The sequence below is a fragment of the Peptococcaceae bacterium genome (genome assembly GCA_024655825.1).
In the GTDB taxonomy this organism is placed as follows: domain Bacteria; phylum Bacillota; class Peptococcia; order DRI-13; family PHAD01; genus JANLFJ01.
In genome coordinates this window covers 36094-54239 of record JANLFJ010000005.1, presented here as the reverse complement: position 1 = coordinate 54239, position 18146 = coordinate 36094, and the positions used below count along the sequence as shown (strand labels likewise).

Here is an 18146-nt window from a genome sequence, read left to right as displayed (position 1 = left end):
GCCTCCTCCTCCTTTAGTAAACTCGGGGACCGAAAATACGACTGCCTATCCGCACCAGGGTTGCTCCTTCCTCTACAGCTACCTGGAAATCATCGCTCATGCCCATGGATAGTTCGTCCATCTCCAGGTCCGGCAATCCCAGTGCTTTCATTTCACCGGCCAGTTCCCGCAGGCGCCTGAAAACCGGACGCACCTCTTGGGGGTTCCGGGTAATAGGCGCAATTGTCATCAGCCCTTTAATCTTTATTCCAGGCAGATCATTAATTTCCTTGACCGCGGCAGCCAATTCTTTTTGCAAAAACCCGTGTTTGCTCGCTTCTTCCGCTATATTCACCTGGAGAAGCACATGCGCCGTTTTTCCCTTCAACACGGCCTGCCTGCTGATTTCTTTCGCCAGGGGCAGCGAATCAACGGAATGGATCAAGGAAACCTTGTCTATCACCTGTTTGACCTTGTTGCGCTGTAAAGTTCCAACCAAATGCCATTCCATATCAGGCGGCAATTCCGGCTGCTTTTTCAGCAGTTCCTGGACGCGATTCTCTCCAAAAACGCGCTGCCCCAAATCATAGGCCTTCCTGATGGTCTCCACGGGATGCGATTTGCTTACCGCCACCAGGACAACCTCATCAGGCTTGCGCCCGCTGCGGCGGCAGGCTTCATAAATTTCTTCCTTTAAAACAAGCAAATTCTGTTTTATCAGCTCCATATTCTCTCCATCCCGACTATTTCTCCGTTAATATCCTCTGCCCTTCCTTAACCAGCTCAGGCGTTACAACAACCCATTCTCCGGGAAACAAGCCCTTGAATACAGCCATTTCACCTGCCGTTCCCGACACGCTTACCGCGCGCCAGGTTACAACACCGTTTTCGATAAGATACACACCTTCTTTTCCGTTCTTTTCCACGACAACACCATAGTCCAGCACAACGCCCGGTATCTTCCTTAAAATCACCCTGCAGTCGACTTTACGGTTGCCTTGCAGTTCCGGCATACCGGGTGCCTTGAGGAGAAGCCTTGTACCGCTTCCGGTCCGGGAAATGCAAACCACCTCGCAGTTGACGGTCTTGCCGTCTTCTTCCAGGCGCAGCTCGAGAGAGCCGTTTGTTTTTATTTCTTTGGGCAGGTCTTCGTTTATTTCGGCAAACAGGTATTCCGGCTCCAGGTTGTTAATGATTTTAAACAACGCTTGACCTGCTTCAACCATGCCGTTTTTTTTAGCATCTCCACTGTTCTTGCCGTCTAACCGTTTCAGCAGTTCCGCAAGTTTGTCCAAATCTGGCTGCGGCCAGACGGCGGGGTGGAACAGTTCTTCATAACCGTCCGTTTCGTAAGAAAGCATCCCTGCCTGCGGAGCCTTCATCTCAATTTTTTCCAGCTTCTCAAGGCTGGTTCCTCCCTCTTTGGTCAGGTAACCAACCAGGGCGCCCCTGGCAACCCTTTCCCCATCCTGCCGGGTCTTTTCAAACCGCCCCGGAAAGGGAGCGTTCACGGTCGTTTCTGGCCTGATTACCAGGAATTCGGCCTGTCGGAAGTCTTCCAGGACAGAGGCTTTTACCTGCACGGCCTCTACCATGATGCTGGCCGCCAGGCCTTTTATCAAAACAATCCCCAGTATTTTTATAACAAACGCCGCAGCGAGCAGGGTTGCTGCCTTTAACCGCTTGGCTGCTTCATCCTTAATTATTTCATTCTTTTGTTTTTCGACTACGCGCAACCTTTTCGTGCCTCTCAAAACCTCATGATTAAACCACTAACGTTTATTTATTCTACAGAAGGAAATGTTATCCTTCCCCCCGGGATAAAAAATGCCGCACATGCGGCATTTTTTTCGCCAGCCGGTTTTCTCCCTCAATCATTAAGCTCTTTCTTGACACCCGTTACCAGGTAAATCACGCGTTCTCCGATATTGGTGGCATGATCGGCTATTCTTTCAATATACCTTCCAACAAACATCAGGCTGGTAGCCTGGCTTATGGTCCTGGGATTCTCCATCATGTACGTCAGCAGCTCCCTGATGACCTGCGCATAAATATGGTCCACTTCATCATCATTCTGGCACATGCGGTAAGCAAGTTCGACATCTTCCCTTACGTAGGCGTCAAGCGCGTCGCTCAGCATTTGCCCGGCCAGCTTGCTCATGCGGGGGATGTCTATCAGCGGTTTAATCAGCGGTTCTCCAGCCAGGCGAATGGTTACTTTGGCAATGTCTTCACTGTAGTCGGCCATTCTTTCCAGGTCGGTAATTATTTTAAACCCGGCCGCAATTTTACGCAAATCCTTGGCCAAAGGCTGCTGGGTGGCAATAAGGCTGAGACATTTTTGTTCGATTTCCTGCTCCAAGAGGTCTATTTGCTCTTCCCTTCTCAACACCTCCTCGGCCATTTTTGTATCTTGCCTTTTCAAAGATTCAACTGATTTATCCAGCATTTCCTCCACCATCTTGCCCATGCGCAAGATGTCCTTCTGCAGGCCATCCAGGCTTTCATCAAAGCCATGCCTGATCATGCCGTTCTACTCCTTTCTGCCCTTAATATTTCGACATATTGCTAAAGCCGTTTGACGTTATCATCCGAACCGTCCGGTGATATAGTCCTCAGTCTGTTGATGGCGAGGATTGGTAAATATCACCTGTGTGGCATCACACTCAATAACTTCACCGTGGAGAAAAAAAGCCGTTGTCTCGGAAATCCTCGCTGCCTGCTGCATGTTATGCGTCACTATGACGATAGTATAGTCTTTTTTTAGTTCTCGCACCAGTTCCTCTATTCTTAACGTCGAAATGGGATCCAGCGCCGAAGTAGGTTCGTCCATCAATAGAATTTCCGGTTCCACCGCCAGTAACCGGGCAATACACAAGCGCTGCTGCTGCCCTCCTGAAAGCCCTAGGGCCGGTTTGTGCAGCCGGTCGCTGACCTCATCCCAGAGCGCCGCCTGCCGCAAACTTTTTTCAACAATTTCGCCGAGTTTTCGCCGGTCTTTTATCCCGTGGATTCGCGGGCCGTACGCCACATTATCATATACCGTCATGGGGAAAGGGTTGGGATTCTGAAAAACCATCCCCACCCTCTTGCGCAGAGACACGACATCCACATCATCCCCGTAAACGTTTTTCCCGTCGATGGCCACTTCTCCTTTTATCCTCACTTCCGCGATAAGGTCGTTCATACGGTTCAAAGTCCTGATAAAAGTCGATTTCCCGCAGCCGGAAGGACCAATAAGCGCGGTAACGCTGTTCGCCTTTATGTCCATACTGACATTTTTCAGCGCCTGTCGTTCCCCGTAGTACAGGTCCAGATTCTTTACCGTGATTTTATAGTTTCGCTCCATAACAAAACCACCTCTCATCACTGTCTTTAATTATACAAGAGGCGGCATGTTTTTTACTTAAGCCCAGGTTAACATTATGTTAAATATCAAGCCTTGGGCAAAATAATCGTAAACGTGGTCCCCTTGTCCTCTTCGGATTCAACCTGGACCTGCCCGCGGTGACGGTCGACAACATGCTTGACGATGGACAATCCCAGCCCCGTGCCTCCGACCTGGCGTGAACGCGCCTTATCCACCCTATAAAAGCGCTCGAATATGCGCGGCAGGCTTTCCACAGGGATACCGATTCCCGTGTCGCTGACCCTGATGGCTGTTCCTTGTTCGTGCGGGAATATTTCTACGCTGACAGAACCTCCATCATGTGAATACTTGATTGAATTCTCCAGCAAATTAATCATCACCTGTTCCATCATGTCCTGGTTGCCTAAAAACGTTTGGGCCGCCGGATGAACAACCGTGTCGATGTTGATGTTTTTGCTTCGGGCGACCTGCTGCAGCAGGACCACAACCTTTTCTAAAAACGTTTTTGAATCGATTACTTTCTTGGCAACCTCCATGCGGCCGGTTTCCAGCTGCGACAGGTATAAAAGGTCGTCGATCAGCCGGTTCAAGCGGTCGGCTTCCGTATTGATAACCGTCAAAAAATGAAGAGCAGTCTCTTTGTTATCCAGGGCTCCGTCCAGCAGGGTTTCCACGTAACCCTTAATTGAAGTGAGTGGTGTTCGCAGCTCGTGCGAGACATTGGCGACAAAATTGCTGCGCATTTGCTCGAGAAGCCTCACCTTCGTCACATTGCGCAGCACCATGACGGCTCCCTGGGAATTGCCTTCCTTCCCCAAGATGGGTGTCACATACACCCGGTAGTATTCGTTATTCATTGGAGACAGTCTTACTTCCATTACCTGCCGCTTGCTTTCCGAAAGGCCCCGTTTCAACAGGTCAGCCATCTGGTGGTTTTGCAAGATCTCCAGAAAAAAGTGTTTTGATTCATCCTCAAACTTCACCCCGAGCATGTCCTCAGCAGCCCTGTTCATAAGTATCAGCCGCCCGTGGCAGTCAAAAACCAGCACACCTTCCACCATGCTGGTGAGTATTGTTTCCATGCGGTCTTTTTCCTGCAAAGTTTTTCTCAGGTGCTCGCTCAAATTTTTAGCCATAAGACACATGGAGTCATTCAGTTCCCCTAGCTCGTCATCTGTTGAAACAATACCCGTGGGAATCAGGTTTCCTTGGGCAAAGGCCTTGGCCATTTCGTTCAATTTGCGAATATGCACAGCCTGCTTGTTAAACCACAAGTAAAAAGCAGCACCCCCCGCCAGGAAAATCAGAATAAGGGCTGGCACATAAAAGAGCCCTTTCTCCAGTATCCTGGACATATATACAATTGTCATCAATGTAATTATTGAAATAATAAAATAAACAGATGTGACCCTTATCGCCAGTTTGCTCATCTTTACCCCTTAAACCTGTAGCCAATACCCCTGATTGTCTCTATCAGTACAGGCTGGCCCGAATTTTTTTCAAGTTTTTGCCGGAGGTGGCGGATATGCACGTCCACCGTCCGCGTATCTCCCGGGTATTCATATCCCCAGATGTTTTCAAGCAAGAATTCCCGCGTGTAAACTTTGCCCTGGTTAGCCGCCAGCTGAACCAGGAGCTGAAATTCCTTAGGAGTAAGTTCCAGCACTTCGCCGTCAAGGACCGCCTCATACCTGTCAGGATAAATCTTTAGCGGGCCCCTGACAATCGGTCCGGGTTCCGCTTCAACTTTTGTTTGGCTGCCCTGGCTCCGGCGAAGAATAGACTTGACTCTCGCCACCAGTTCGCGCGGGCTAAAAGGTTTGGTTAAATAATCATCAGCTCCCAGTTCCAAACCGACCACCCTGTCGATTTCTTCCACTCTTGCCGTGAGAATGATGATCGGTAGCAGGCGTGTCTTTTCCTGCTGCCGCAGGTGGCGGCAAACATCAAGTCCGTCCATGCCCGGCAGCATCAGGTCAAGAATCAATAAATCCGGAGGAACTTCCATAATACGCTTAACAGCCTTTAACCCGTCATCGAGACATTCCACGCGGAAACCCGCCTTTTCCAGATTATACTTTACCAGTTCTACAATACTGGCTTCATCGTCAACAACCAGTACTTTCGTCATCCTCTCACCCCTGCTCATTTTTTAACATAATTAAAGCCGCCTGCCTTCCCGCCATTCCCCGGCGATGCGAAAAGAAGTTCTCTTGCTCGCAGTATGTGCAAATACCGGCCACGGTTATGTTTTGGGCAGGTACTCCCAAACTGCGAATCTGGCGTACATTGGCTTCCCAGAGATTGAACCGAGCGTGACCGTCCGCCGTCATACCAGGCAGCAATTCACCATAATCATCCGGGAAGGCCAGCCTGACCCTTTCAATAACCGGACCATCCACCTGGTAATGACATGGCCCTATACTCGGCCCCACTGCTGCCAGAAGGTCTTCCGGTTTTGTTCCGAAAGCCCGGGTCATCGCCGCTGCCGTTTTCGCGGCAATCCCGGCGACAGTTCCTTTCCAGCCAGCATGGGTTAAGGCAACAGCCTTTTTTACGGGATCCAAAAAAAACACGGGCACACAGTCTGCAAAAAAGGCAACCAAGGTAATTCCAGGCACAGCAGTCATCAGGGCATCGGCAGCGGGAATAACCGAACCAGGCTGTCTGGCGCCCCGGCCTTTATCGTTCTCTCTTACCAGGTAAACACTGTCCCCGTGTACCTGCCGGGCTCCTGTCAGGCTGTCAGGGCTGATCCCGAGTATCCCGCACAATCTCCTCCTGTTTTCCAGGACGTTTTCCAGCAAGTCCTGCGTCAAGATGCTCAAATTTAAACTCTCAAAGAGTCCTCTGCTGACTCCTCCTTTTCTTCCGGTGAAAGCGTGAACTACTAATCCCGCAGCCTCGAATGAAGCCGCTTGATAAAATGTGATTCCCTCTTTTTCCTTTTTTACAAATAAGCCTGTCAATACTTTACCTCCAACTCTTTACTAAAGATCATTTTACCTTTTTTCTATAAAAAAGAAAACGAATTCTGTGTCCTTTCCCTGTCCCTGGTTGCCGGCAGCCAGCCCAAAACACAAAAAAGCCACCTGGTAAAGTGGCTTTTTTGACAGCCTGTTATGCAAACCCATAGTCTCATGGCTGAGGCGGCGGGCACTGGGCGCAGCGGCCGGGCTGCAGGTCCGTTTCCTGGCAAAATTCGTCGCACTTGGCCTCTTTCTCAAACGGCACACACTCTCCCGGAAAGATCGGAAACGGCAGTTCGATACACTCCTCGACACATGTGGGCAAACAGACAATAGACCTTCCCGATTCCAGCGCAAAGAATTCCTTTTCCACCGTAACTTCAATAGCGTATGGGGGGAAAGACTTGGGAAACCCTTCAGGGCGGGGTACAACCACGGCCCTGATACAGTCGAGATTTATTCTCCTGATGCAGAGATCGACCGCCTCCGGCTGGCAAAGCACACAGCCCCCGTCTATATCCTCAACGGGTACCGCCAGCTCGCGCTCGAAACATTGACTTGCCATCCCCACTTCCACGCTGTTATTGACCGTATCAAAGAATTCAAACCAGACACGGACTTTGTAGACAACGGTGAAAACTATGCATTCTCCTACCCTGCGCGGGGCAAGCACGCCAGGCTTCAACGGCGCCGTTCCCACGCCGCAGATGGCAAAATTGCTTACCACGCAATTGATGGGACATGCATCGGGCGGGATGGGAAGTCCTCCTTCTGTTTCAAAGAGATAATGAATGTCGTGAAAACACTTGGTCCCGGATGCACAAACCTTTTCCAGGATAACTGGCGTGCATTTAAATAATTTATGGTAGCAGCGCCTGGCCAGCGCCTGAATCTCCGGGTCCTTCCACAATTGTTTCACCTGGGCCGTAAATTCATATTCGTGCAATTAACTCCCTCCTTTTTTCAGCACAACTAATAGAGCCTAACCTATAATATGAATGGGTACAAGGAAGGAGTGACTTGGCAACATAAAAACACAGCAAAAATATCGAAAAGTAATTTTACCTGGCAGCGCCGCCAAAGTGCTGGGTGAACATCATACCATACGGTCCGCCTTTTTTAATGCCGATCCCAATATGCGTGTAGTTTGGATTTAGAATGTTTTGACGGTGTCCTTCGCTGTTCATTAACAGGCTGTGGGCCGTTTGAACCGACGGCGCTCCCGCCAGGTTTTCACCGAGGTAACCGTAATCCGACCCCGTTTTCTGGCGAATGATCGTGTAAAACTGGCCCCAGGTGGGCGAAGTGTGACTGAAATAATTATTGTCGATCATATCCTGGCTCTTAAGTCTCGCGCTTTCCACCAGCCTCATGTCCACTTGCAGCGGAGCGACACCGGCCTTGAGCCGTTCCTGGTTAACAAGATCGATCATCGTTTGTTCTTCCGCCGTCAAGCCCGTCACCGGAGCCGGCGAAGGTGCGGGAGCCGGTGAAGGCGCCGGCCTTCCCAGCATGGCCAGGTATTTGGCCTGCAGGAGATTATAGGTGCGGAGGTCCACCATACCGGTCATGTCCAGCCTATTGTCGCGCTGAAAATAATAAACCCCGTATGCAGTAACCCTTGTGTAATATGTACTGGGCGTCCCGTAAAAATTGATATAGCGCAGCGCTCCGAGCATTGTTTTTATCTCCCTGACAACCGGGCCGCTGTCGCCCATTTTCGCTACTATCGGGTTGTCCTGGGAACCGGTATCGCTAACCGGCAAACTGCTGGCAACTGCGTTCATGGGCGAAGCTAAGAATGCCAGCGTAAAAAAAAGGAAAACAAGGGTACCAATTGTCGTTACGGTTCTTTTTTTCATCATGCCATTCCCTCTTTCCCTAAAATTTTTCCTGTATCCATAAAATAGCATGTTTAGCGAATAAAGTCTCGTGGTAATTGTAGGAAAGTTGCCGGCACGATTGCTGTTTGTTGCAAGTTGTTGGACGGGTTAGTGATGCAAAATCCGGGAGCTGTACACTCCCGGATGATTAATACGTCTTTTCTTAATCAGAATTATTGTTTTCTTTACATTCTGCATTGTCGTTGATAATAATGACAGTACAGCCAATGATCTTGAATTTCAGGAATTTAGGGCAGCAGCAATCTTTAGAATGGCAGTCATTGCTTAACGCCACAGCCTCATCGCCTGAACTTAAAACCGCTTTTAACGCTTTTAGTGCCTCAGCGTTATCGGCAATGGCCTGAATAACCTCCGGGGTAAGAACGGGAGGAATCTCAAGTATCTCATTAATCTTCAATATAAAAACCTCCTTCCAGAATAATGATTATTAGCTCGACCAATTATATACTATGCTTCTACCTTCTTTTAGTTACTTTTTTTGAAGAACCAGTTTTAAAAACAGGATGATAAAAATCGGACAGAATTTCAATCGCGCTTGCATTCGGCATTGTTATTAATTATAACCACAGTACTGCCGATGACCTTAAATTTTATTAACCCAGGGCAACAACACGATGACTTTCCCAAGTTAGAATCCATGTTATTTTCTCCAGATTTTAAAACATCCAAAAGAAAATTAGCTAACTTTTCCAGGGCTGCGTCTTCAGTTTGAAAAATCTTTTCCAGGTCATTTGGGAACATGCATAATCTCCTTTCCGGCATAAGTATTTAGGACTGCCTGATATATGATATTGCATGTACAACAATTTGGTTACTGTAAATAATTAAAAGAGATTAAACCTTTTATGGGTTTAATCTCTTTTAGTTCTTCTCGCTATTCTTTTCCTAACCGCCAAAATGCTGGGTAATCATCTTCCCGTACGGGCCGCCGTCAACAACCCCTATTCCCACATGAGTATAATTGGGGTTGAGTATATTCCTGCGGTGCCCTTCACTGTTCATGAACGCGCTTTGTGCTGCTTCAACCGTCCTGTTGCCAGCGATATTTTCCCCGATGTATCTGTAATCGGGCGCATACTTGCGGATCAGGGTCGCAAATCCTCCGTAAACCGGTGAGGTGTGACTGAAATAGTTATTGTCAATCATATCCTTGCTTTTTATCCGCGCGCTTTCCACCAGTCTCATGTCTAGCTGCAGGGGAGCAACCCCGGCTTTGGCCCGTTCCTGGTTTATCAGTTCATACATTTTTTGTTCATCGGTTGTCAGACCATAAACAGGCGCAGGTGATGGGGCTGGTTCGGGAACCGGTGCGGGTTCCGGCTTAGGCTGCGTGCCTGGCTGCGGGTTCGGTTCTTGGACAGGAGCAGGCTCTGGACTTGGTGCCGGTGTTTTATCACCACCGGTTTTTGTATTAAACTCGTTCTTTAAAACCTGGTAGGTAAGCTCGTCCACCGTACCGGTAGCCGGCAGCCTGTGCATCCTTTGGAAAATGATTACGGCGTATTTGGTGGAAACACCGTACTTGTCTGATACCGGTCCGTAGTAGTATCCCAAAGACTTAAGCATCATATTGATTTCGCCAATCGTGGCGCTGCTGTCACCCGGCTTGGCGACAACGGGTGCGGCCTGGACCGCGGGCGCCAGTATCAGCAGGCAGAAAACCAGAAGCAGCACAAAAGCTATACCGCTTTTTGTTTTACTAATCATTTTTCCCTCCTGTGAAAGTATTTATGACAGCCTATACTACCTTAACACACGAAGGGGATAATTTCAGCAGGTAATTTAAGGCATAACAGGAAAAAGAATTGGGGAGGATCGCCTGATCCTCCCCAATGAGGAATTCATGAGATGCAATAAGCGCCCACCTGGGAGGCTTAACTCCCACTATATGATATGCTCGTCATCTGAATTGGACACACTTTCGTTTTCGCCAGCATTCTGTTTGGATATACAGCCGCCCTGCCGGACTATCCACTCCGCCGTTTTTCTGATTTCGTCGTTAAAACTGCTGACCACGTTCTCCCTGTCAACTATCGCCAGCAAGGAAGCGGATTGAAGCACATTGTTTTTCTGAGACGCCTCAAATTGATAAACTGGTCCATCGCCCGGCGGAAAAAGAGCTGATGTTTGTTTTCCGTAATGTCTTTTCTTGTTCTTGCCTCTTTCGACCGGTGAATCTCCAGACACCTTCCATCCGTTAGTTTCCGGCTGCGCCTGGTTCTTATGGCCTGGCTGCCGCCTCTGTTGAGACATAATATCTTCTTTTGATTGTGTTTCTCTCTCGTTCACCGAATAGTCGAATTCTTCCTTTTTTGTATCCCGGCTTTCTCCAGGGTCAGGCATCTCCTCTTCTGCCGCCTCATTTGCCTGTTCTTGTTCCTGTTCCTCCATATACTCCTGCAGCCTTTTTATTTTTGTCGACTGCTCTTCTGGTGAAATACTGCCGTATCTTTCCAGTATGCCGTTCAGCAGAGCTCTTTCCAGGTTTTCCAGCTGGAAAACATCCAGCCCGGCAATTTCAATCAAGACGGTGGGCACATTGCAGAAATAATACTTTATGTACTTCAGATTCTTGACAACATCGCATATGGTGGATATTTCCATGGTGATACCTGTCCTTGACTTCAATAATTGCTTGGCAATTGAAGCGATGATAGCCAGGCTTTCTTTCTTTTGTCTTAAAGAATAAAAAAACCGCAGCTTACCCGTTTCCTGCCTGTCTGCACTTTCCTCCAGGGCTAAAAGTATCTGCACCTTCAGTATCTTTATGAGTCCAAGATTTTTTAAGTCGCGGTGAAGGAAGACTACGAGCGCCCCCCAGGGAGACAGACTTTCTGAAAGTTGTTTTGCCACTTCTTGTGCATTCTTATTATTCGCATTTAGAGAAGACAGGGCCACAGTGACTCCATTTAAGACCGGAAAAACAACATACTCCTCTGCCCCGCTGCGATACTCGCAGGGTATCCCATTCGCGGCGCAAAATGTCAGAAAGGGTGTTTCCTTTTTCTTTTCATATGTGGCCAGGAACCGGTCTCCCCAGTAAACGTTAAACATGGCGTTATCCCACCTTCATTTTTTTACTATTATCACTATATGAGACCCCAGCCAAAGATGTCATATCGAAATAAAAAAGCATTTAACAATGCTTACCTAAGGTGGCTTTTTTGTTACTCACGCGGTGGAATATACTTGTTTCGTAATCGAACATAAAAAACCCGGTAATACCGGGTTTACATTAAAGCAAAAATTTTTACTTCATAATAAACAACTGGGTAACTACCACGCCATACTGATCATGAACTACGCCAATCCCGGTATGTGTGAAGCTGCTGTTTAACATGTTGGCCCTGTGTCCGGCGCTCCCCAAAAACATATAAAAGGCATGGGTAACGCTCCTCCCTTTGGCCAGGTTCTCACCAACCGAATAAAACCTTATGCCTGCATCATACACCATTTTAGCAAAAGAACCGTAAGTTGGTGAAGTGTGCGAAAAATAGTTGTACTTTATAATGTCTTCGCTTTTAAGGCGCGCCAGGTGGTTCAATTCCGGCATTGGCTGAAGCGGCTTCAACCCGTTCTTCGTTCTTTCGTCATTAACAAGCTTCAACAGCAGTGACTCTTCTTGAGACATTTCTCCTTGACCGGCAGGCGGTTCCTGAACAGGCGGCATTGGCTCCGGCATAACGGTCCCGCCGCTTTGTTTAGCTCTCAGTTCGGCTATTTTTGCCGCTCCCCACGAAGCGTAAGCCTGTCCGGTAAAAAAAATACAGGAAACAAACAGCGCCAGCAGTAAAACAGCCGTATTCCTCTTCATACTTCTTTTCATGGCAGCCCCCTCAATCATTTTGCCTTAACTATATACCATCCTAAAAACCAATACAAATTTGATACATTGGGTTGTCCTGACTCCCGGCCTGAATAATAGCTGGGCAACGGGTCTTGCGTAAAATATTGCCTCTTTAAAATACTTTGCTGCTTATTTCCAGGACACCAGGTACGAACATTTAGCCTGTAGCAGAATATAATGAATCGGGGACTATTAGAATCAACTGGAAGCTGACCGTAATAATGGAGGTTTCAGAATGAGCTGGTACAAAAAAAGACTTGATCCCCTCTGGGCAAACCAGGGTTCAAAAACTCAACCTTTCCAGCAGTCTGGAGTTAATTTTTACCACGTTGTGGGAAAAGAATTCGCTTACACAATTAATATAACGGATATGAAAAGCAAGAACGACGCGGAAAAAATATCATCCGCACTGCTTGCTCAAAGCGGAGTTGTCAGGGTAAAGCCGCTTCTCCATCAAAAAAATCTAACGGTATACTTCAACCCCGTTTCAACTTCGCTTTCCACCATTGCTCACATTATTTCCAACCTTGGTTATCATCATGTGCGGCGCGGTTGAAAAAGTTGCCAGTAGAGTCCTGGATGGTCTCACAGTATTTCCTATCAACACCTGACATTATTTTTTCATTTTTATTTGTAACAACTTATAGACTTGGCTAATACAATACATTAGAAAAAAACCCATTTAAAAATCAACAAGGAGGAAAATGAGATGGCAGATAAAGCAAAGCTTGAGCAAGTTTCGCCAGGCGTATGCCCACCGGAAGGTTGCCCACCGCCAACCCGGATTGAATGCATAGTCGTAGATAAAGTATACGACAGCTGTTTCCAGATTCACGACCTTACCCGCGATTTTACCGTGACCACCGGAATCGGCGGCGAGTTCCCGACAGGTACCTTTACTGTGGGTCAGGCCGTCCCCTGCGCTCTGGGTTCCGCCGGTATCAGTTGCATAGAAGTAAGCCGCACGGCTGTAGGCGACGGTTTTTTCACTGTTACGGTCCTGGTGACGGTCCCCCTGGTTCTTACCAATCCCAACGCCGCTGCAGAAACCACAACGGAGACAGTTACCTTTACCAAGACAGTCACGCTGTGCTGCCCAGAAGGCGTGAGCCCCGACTGCTCGGAAAGCTCGCTCATCGTATGCAGCTGTGTTGTCACCGCGGTTAACTTGGGAAGCATAACCGTAAGCTGCAACATCCAGGTTTGTTTTGTTATCAAGTGCATCCTTACCGTTCAGCTTCTCGTTCCCAGCTATGGTTTTTGCGTACCGGCGCCGTGTGTAACCCTGCCGGGTGTATGCCCTCTTCCACCCCCAGCCCAGTGTTTCTGATCTTAAAGTTAATCGCTGGGTTTACTGTCCATGAAGCGCACTGGACTGCACCGCCAGTGTGCTTCTTTTTTCATCTTTTTTTATCTAAATAAACCAACCTGAAAGGAGGAATGGTTTATGACAGAACTAAGCAAATACTGCCCGTACTGTTGGGGTGAAGGATGTCATACCTGCAATTCATCTGCGCGGCGCCTTCTCATACTCGTGATACTGGCCAAAGGCAGGGCGATCTAGCGGCGCCAAGACAGACCGGTAAAAAGTTTGAGCAGTTTGTTTATCAAGAAAAAAACGAGAAAAAGGATCGTTAATACCGGTAAAAAAACAATAAGAAGCATATACCCGAGATATCTGTTCATTTTTTTCACTCCGGATCGTATTACAGCATCTATAAACTTAATATATGCCAAAACAAATCTGGACGGTACAAATTAAAGGCCCGCCTCTTCGTATCGAGAAAGCGAGCCTTATTTTTATGAACCGGCCTCAACCGGCCTGGCATTCATTCATTCCCTTTTTTCTTTTCTCTTTGAGATCAATAACCCTCTGGTTTCTGGAACCGCGAAAAGGAAGGCTGATATCTTTTAACTCTTGCAAGAAAGGCCCGTCTACCAGTATATCGGTAACCTCCAGCAGTTTTGCCCAGCCGGGCAAATTAAGGGCCAGCAGCTCTTCATAAGTATATCCCGTATAGGTAACCACATCCAGTCCCAGTTCTCTGGCCTTGCCGGCCAAGGCGGCCATCTCTTCAGCCTGGAGAAAGGGTTCACCGCCTGAAAGGGTGAGACCCCTGATGTTTTTCAGCTTTTTTTTTACGATTTTGAGAATTTCTTTGACTGTCATCTCTTGTCCTCCCCCGGGATCCCATGTTTCCGGGTTATGGCATCCCGGGCAGTGATGAGGACAGCCCTGAGCGAAAACCACCATTCTCACGCCGGGGCCATCAACGATACTCTCAGGGACAATTCCGGCTAGTCGCATAACACCCGCCTCGCTTCTCTTCCCGTTACGATTTGCAGTCGCTTTCATTTCAACTGCCGTTATCTACTTTTTATTTTAGGGTCATATGAGTTTTGCGGCTTCTTTCTTCCGCCCGTTTGCTTTCATTGAACATGTCCAGCGTGGATAAATAGCCCGTAATCCGGCGGACCCTGCTGATTTTGCCTGCCGAATGGCATTGGGGACATATTTCGCTCTCGATCACGCCGTTAAACCCGCACTCCATGCACACATCAACCGGAAAATTAACGGCTGCGTACCCCATATCGGCTTCACGCATCGCCCTGATGAGCGATTCGAAGGCTTCCAGGTTATGGTGCGGGGCCGACGGCAGTTCAACATACGAAATATGCCCCGCATTGCAGTATTTATGGTAAGGCCCTTCGATAGCAATCTTTTCCATGGCCGTGATGTCGAATTCCACCGGCACATGAAACGAATTGGTATACCACTCCTTGTCGGTAATGCCGGGAATTACCCCGAACCTTTCCGCATCAGCCCTGGTGAATTTGCCGCTCAAGCCTTCCGCCGGAGTAGCCAGTAGGGTGTAATTAAGGCTGTATTTCCTTGTCGCCTCGTCGCAGCGGCGCCGCATGTAGCTGACAATGGCCAGCCCAAGCGCCTGCGCTTCCTGGCTTTCCCCATGGTGTTTCCCCGTCAAGGCTTTAAGGCACTCGGCCAGCCCGATGAACCCCACGCTCAAGGTGCCATGGCGGGCCGCTTTTTCGATCGGATCGTCCGGCTTAAGGTCTTCGCTGTCCAGGCACAGTTTTTGCCCCATCAGGAAGGGAAAGTCCCTGACCTTCAGTTTCTTCTGCAGGTCATAGCGGGTCTTGAGCTGCTTGATGGTCAGGTTCATCATTTCATCGAGATACTGCCAAAACAGGGTCAAATCACCCTGCGCCTTCAGCCCCAGGCGGGGCAGATTAATGGAGGTAAAAGAGAGGTTCCCGCGCCCGTTAGTTACCGGGCGGCCGTTGACATTGGCTATTACTCTGGTCCGGCAGCCCATATAGGCGACCTCCTCGTCGCGGTACGGGGCGTTAAAGCTTGAGTCCTGGAAGGAAAAGTTGGGCTGCAACCGTTTGCAGGCCACCCTCATGCTCAGCCGGAACAGGTCGTAATTAGGGTCATCAGGATCATAATTGACGCCTTCCTTGACCTTGAAAATCACATTGGGGAATATGGCGCACTCCCCTTTGCCCAGGCCTTTCTCAAGCGCCAAAAGGAACTTTTCCGTCACCATGCGCCCGGCCCAGCTGGTGTCGGTCCCCAGGTTGATGCTAGAGAACGGAACCTGCGCCCCGGCCCTGGAGTTATGTACAAATAACCCTTCTGCCGTTAAGAAATTTTCATTGCCTTCTACCGAGACGTCATAGACATATTCCTCATGGTCCAGCTCAATCAGTTCCTTTACTTTCATAGGCCACAAACGTAAGGCCCTCTCGATTGCCGCCAGCAAACTCACCATTTTTTCGTTTTGTTTTAAGACCATACAAGCCCAATCCATGACCAGCATAGGACTCTGGCAGTGATTGCCGATGCGGCTGCGGGTTTTTTCATTGACAACCTCTGACAGGCAGAATCGTTTCAACATGTCTTTATATGGATAATAAACCGGCAGGTATTTACAAAAACGCGGCAGCTTTCTCTTTGACATCATTTTAAGCAAATAATGCCTTTCAGTGGTTTGAATTTTTGCAAGAGCATCTGTCAGCTGGTTAAGCCAAAACTCTTCATCAGCCAAAAGTTCCAGTTGCGTCTTTTCTTCCGGGGCCAAAATCCGTTTGGCCAGATCCACCGCAATCCCTTCCAATATTTCGGGCTTCAAGCGGTAGTATTTGGTGGTTTTACAATGAATGCCGTATACCTCTTTGATGAAAGGACGCAAAAAATCATAGTCATAAGGGGTTTGCTCCGTACAGATTTGCGTTGCTTCAATCAACTTAATTCCTTTTTCACCGCTTAAGGACAGTTCATGGCCATAAAATCCGCCTATCGCAATCAGGTAACGCTTCTTCGCTTTGGCAAATTGACTTTTTGGAAAGGCCTCCCTAATATAAACAGGTATTCCCAATTTACAGAAAAGAAGCTGGATACCGTCCCGCAATTCTTTTGAGACAGTGCCAACCACAAGCCGGTTGGAACCTACAGTGCCATCGCCGGAGATATAACCATCGAGAAAGGCTTTGACTATATTCTTGTCAGCAAAAAACAGCTCGCTTGGTATGCGTTTATTCTCAGCACCTATCCCACATTTATCCCCCAGAAATGCCGCAAACTGCTGTCCGACATTACAAGCCAGATCACGCGGCAATCCTTTATGCTCCCGTAACCGAACAGAAAACCCCGGGTGGATGTCATGCAAAATCCTTTCCGCTTCCGTTTCCAGATTCTTATCAAACAAAGCCAAAGAAAGAGTTGAGCCATTAACAGAACCATCAGCAACATACATGCCCATCAATTTGGCCAAAGACGGAGTCATTCTTAATCTCTCAAGAGGATATTTTGTGGATGAGGGATACTTGGTCAAATCAAATTCTATCACTTCTTTTTCCAATACAAGTTCGCGGGGTATCAGACCGTGTTTCAACTGGTCAGGCGCTGCTGTAACAATACTCCCGTCATCCCCCAAAGCGATCATGGAATGATTGTCAGTTACAGCAACTGTTTGCCCGGATTTAAATTTGATGTTCAGAATTTTATGTGTATTCTTATGTTTAAATGAAGCGGTGATATCTTTCAATTCTGTCCTTCCCGTCTGATAATTGACGCTTAATGCTTGATAACGACCCGGTATGAATTGCTCATGAAATTCCGCCATACTATAAGTGGTCATTTCCCCACTCTGTTTATCATAAATCCATATCCTCTCCTTTCCGCTCAAAGAGTGCATGGTGTTCAGGTTGTATATCAAGCCTTCCATGGCCTGGAAAACCTCGTTTTCCGTCCTTTCCATGGCCAGCGACTTAATTTTCTCCTCGTCGGCAACCGCTCCCAGCTTCCCGGCCGCTTCGCGCAGCAGCCTTTCCTGGCGTTCGTATTCCTTTTCCACATACGGCGCCATGTCGCGGTCAAAATAGGCGAAAGACTGCCCGCCGTGCATGTCGTTCTGGTTGCTCTGCAAAATTATGGCCGCCTGGGCGGCCGCCGTCTTGATTCCCTTGGGCGGCCGTATATAGCCGTGCCCGTTGTTGAACCCTTCCGCCAGCAGCCTGTCCAGGGGAATCTGGAGACAAGTCAGCGTTTTGCCGTACCACGCCAGGTCATGTATGTATATGTCGCCTTCCAGGTGGGCACGGGCCTCATCCTCCGGGATGACGCGCTTCAAATAATAGTTCCGGGAAGCGACTTCAGAAATCTGCAGGACCTTGGCCGAAGGCGAATTTCCCACGTTGGCGTTTTCCCTGTTGGTCTCGCGCAAGATCTCGGCCACCGCGTCCATAAGTTCGGAACGCGCATCCCTTATCCGGGAGCGTTTTTCCCTGTACAAGATATATGCTTTGGCCGTCCTGGCGTGGCCTCTTTCTATCAGCACCTTTTCCACCGCGTCCTGGACGTCTTCCACCCCAAAAATCTCGCCGTTGAAATTATTCTTCAGGTATTTCATTACTTCCAGGGTCAATTCCACGGCCGTCTGCCTGTCTTCGCCCCCCACGGCCTTTGCCGCCGCGAAAATGGCATCGGTGATTTTGCTTTCATTGAACGGCACAATCCTGTCGTCACGCTTCCTGATGTGGGTAAACAATCT

18 protein-coding genes are annotated in these 18146 nt (G+C 48.5%); 2 read left to right on the top strand and 16 right to left on the bottom strand.

Annotated elements, in window-relative coordinates:
• Positions 1-13: 13 nt before the first annotated feature.
• From NUV48_03205 to NUV48_03140, 14 genes are all read right to left on the bottom strand, one after another.
• On the bottom strand, positions 14-700 hold the full coding sequence (locus NUV48_03205; protein ID MCR4441145.1) for a YggS family pyridoxal phosphate-dependent enzyme: 687 nt from the start codon (positions 698-700) through the stop codon (positions 14-16).
• 22 nt (positions 701-722) lie between these two features.
• Positions 723-1715, bottom strand: coding sequence for a hypothetical protein (locus tag NUV48_03200; GenBank protein MCR4441144.1), 993 nt, complete (start codon positions 1713-1715; stop codon positions 723-725).
• 134 nt (positions 1716-1849) lie between these two features.
• On the bottom strand, positions 1850-2506 hold the full coding sequence (gene phoU, locus NUV48_03195; GenBank protein ID MCR4441143.1) for a phosphate signaling complex protein PhoU: 657 nt from the start codon (positions 2504-2506) through the stop codon (positions 1850-1852).
• 60 nt (positions 2507-2566) lie between these two features.
• A complete protein-coding gene (gene pstB / locus NUV48_03190) occupies positions 2567-3328 on the bottom strand; it encodes a phosphate ABC transporter ATP-binding protein PstB (GenBank protein MCR4441142.1) in 762 nt (253 codons plus the stop codon).
• Positions 3329-3414: 86 nt separating this feature from the next.
• Entirely contained in the window at positions 3415-4779 is a 1365-nt protein-coding gene (locus tag NUV48_03185) for an ATP-binding protein (protein MCR4441141.1), read from the bottom strand.
• Positions 4780-4781: 2 nt separating this feature from the next.
• On the bottom strand, positions 4782-5480 hold the full coding sequence (locus NUV48_03180) for a response regulator transcription factor (protein MCR4441140.1): 699 nt from the start codon (positions 5478-5480) through the stop codon (positions 4782-4784).
• A 4-nt stretch (positions 5481-5484) separates the two neighbouring features.
• On the bottom strand, positions 5485-6318 hold the full coding sequence (gene pgeF, locus NUV48_03175; GenBank protein ID MCR4441139.1) for a peptidoglycan editing factor PgeF: 834 nt from the start codon (positions 6316-6318) through the stop codon (positions 5485-5487).
• A gap of 169 nt (positions 6319-6487) precedes the next feature.
• Complete coding sequence (locus NUV48_03170) at positions 6488-7264, bottom strand: hypothetical protein (GenBank protein ID MCR4441138.1); 777 nt, start codon at positions 7262-7264, stop codon at positions 6488-6490.
• A gap of 115 nt (positions 7265-7379) precedes the next feature.
• The gene (locus tag NUV48_03165) at positions 7380-8183 is read right to left on the bottom strand and encodes a CAP domain-containing protein (protein MCR4441137.1); all 804 of its coding nucleotides are present in this window, start codon (positions 8181-8183) and stop codon (positions 7380-7382) included.
• 181 nt (positions 8184-8364) lie between these two features.
• A complete protein-coding gene (locus NUV48_03160; protein ID MCR4441136.1) occupies positions 8365-8619 on the bottom strand; it encodes a hypothetical protein in 255 nt (84 codons plus the stop codon).
• A 128-nt stretch (positions 8620-8747) separates the two neighbouring features.
• Positions 8748-8963 (bottom strand): hypothetical protein, encoded by a 216-nt coding sequence (locus NUV48_03155; protein MCR4441135.1) that lies wholly within the window; start codon positions 8961-8963, stop codon positions 8748-8750.
• 144 nt (positions 8964-9107) lie between these two features.
• A complete protein-coding gene (locus NUV48_03150) occupies positions 9108-9929 on the bottom strand; it encodes a CAP domain-containing protein (protein ID MCR4441134.1) in 822 nt (273 codons plus the stop codon).
• 177 nt (positions 9930-10106) lie between these two features.
• A complete protein-coding gene (locus NUV48_03145; GenBank protein MCR4441133.1) occupies positions 10107-11276 on the bottom strand; it encodes a hypothetical protein in 1170 nt (389 codons plus the stop codon).
• Between the two features lie 196 nt (positions 11277-11472).
• Positions 11473-12048 carry a CAP domain-containing protein gene (locus NUV48_03140; protein MCR4441132.1) on the bottom strand — a complete coding sequence of 192 codons (576 nt, stop codon included), beginning with the start codon at positions 12046-12048 and terminating at the stop codon, positions 11473-11475.
• A gap of 256 nt (positions 12049-12304) precedes the next feature.
• Here NUV48_03140 and NUV48_03135 point away from each other — a divergent pair, with 256 nt between their 5' ends.
• Together NUV48_03135 and NUV48_03130 are read left to right on the top strand one after the other, a co-directional pair.
• Positions 12305-12625, top strand: a complete 321-nt coding sequence (locus NUV48_03135) for a cation transporter (GenBank protein ID MCR4441131.1) — start codon at positions 12305-12307, stop codon at positions 12623-12625.
• Between the two features lie 153 nt (positions 12626-12778).
• Positions 12779-13399: a hypothetical protein gene (locus tag NUV48_03130; GenBank protein ID MCR4441130.1), complete on the top strand. Its 621-nt coding sequence runs from the start codon at positions 12779-12781 to the stop codon at positions 13397-13399.
• Between the two features lie 483 nt (positions 13400-13882).
• Here the strand turns inward: NUV48_03130 and nrdG are convergent, their stop codons facing one another.
• Together nrdG and nrdD are read right to left on the bottom strand one after the other, a co-directional pair.
• Entirely contained in the window at positions 13883-14377 is a 495-nt protein-coding gene (gene nrdG, locus NUV48_03125) for an anaerobic ribonucleoside-triphosphate reductase activating protein (GenBank protein MCR4441129.1), read from the bottom strand.
• Between the two features lie 70 nt (positions 14378-14447).
• Positions 14448-18143: an anaerobic ribonucleoside-triphosphate reductase gene (nrdD, locus tag NUV48_03120; protein MCR4441128.1), complete on the bottom strand. Its 3696-nt coding sequence runs from the start codon at positions 18141-18143 to the stop codon at positions 14448-14450.
• Between the last annotated feature and the right edge of the window lie 3 nt (positions 18144-18146).

Coding starts and splice junctions, on each gene's coding strand:
- nrdG (MCR4441129.1), bottom strand. CDS start 14,377: ATGCGACTAGCCGGAATTGTCCCTGAGAGTATCGTTGATGGCCCCGGC.
- NUV48_03145 (MCR4441133.1), bottom strand. CDS start 11,276: ATGTTTAACGTTTACTGGGGAGACCGGTTCCTGGCCACATATGAAAAG.
- NUV48_03140 (MCR4441132.1), bottom strand. CDS start 12,048: ATGAAAAGAAGTATGAAGAGGAATACGGCTGTTTTACTGCTGGCGCTG.
- NUV48_03130 (MCR4441130.1), top strand. CDS start 12,779: ATGGCAGATAAAGCAAAGCTTGAGCAAGTTTCGCCAGGCGTATGCCCA.
- phoU (MCR4441143.1), bottom strand. CDS start 2,506: ATGATCAGGCATGGCTTTGATGAAAGCCTGGATGGCCTGCAGAAGGAC.
- NUV48_03165 (MCR4441137.1), bottom strand. CDS start 8,183: ATGATGAAAAAAAGAACCGTAACGACAATTGGTACCCTTGTTTTCCTT.
- NUV48_03135 (MCR4441131.1), top strand. CDS start 12,305: ATGAGCTGGTACAAAAAAAGACTTGATCCCCTCTGGGCAAACCAGGGT.
- pstB (MCR4441142.1), bottom strand. CDS start 3,328: ATGGAGCGAAACTATAAAATCACGGTAAAGAATCTGGACCTGTACTAC.
- NUV48_03180 (MCR4441140.1), bottom strand. CDS start 5,480: ATGACGAAAGTACTGGTTGTTGACGATGAAGCCAGTATTGTAGAACTG.
- NUV48_03185 (MCR4441141.1), bottom strand. CDS start 4,779: ATGAGCAAACTGGCGATAAGGGTCACATCTGTTTATTTTATTATTTCA.
- NUV48_03150 (MCR4441134.1), bottom strand. CDS start 9,929: ATGATTAGTAAAACAAAAAGCGGTATAGCTTTTGTGCTGCTTCTGGTT.
- NUV48_03155 (MCR4441135.1), bottom strand. CDS start 8,963: ATGTTCCCAAATGACCTGGAAAAGATTTTTCAAACTGAAGACGCAGCC.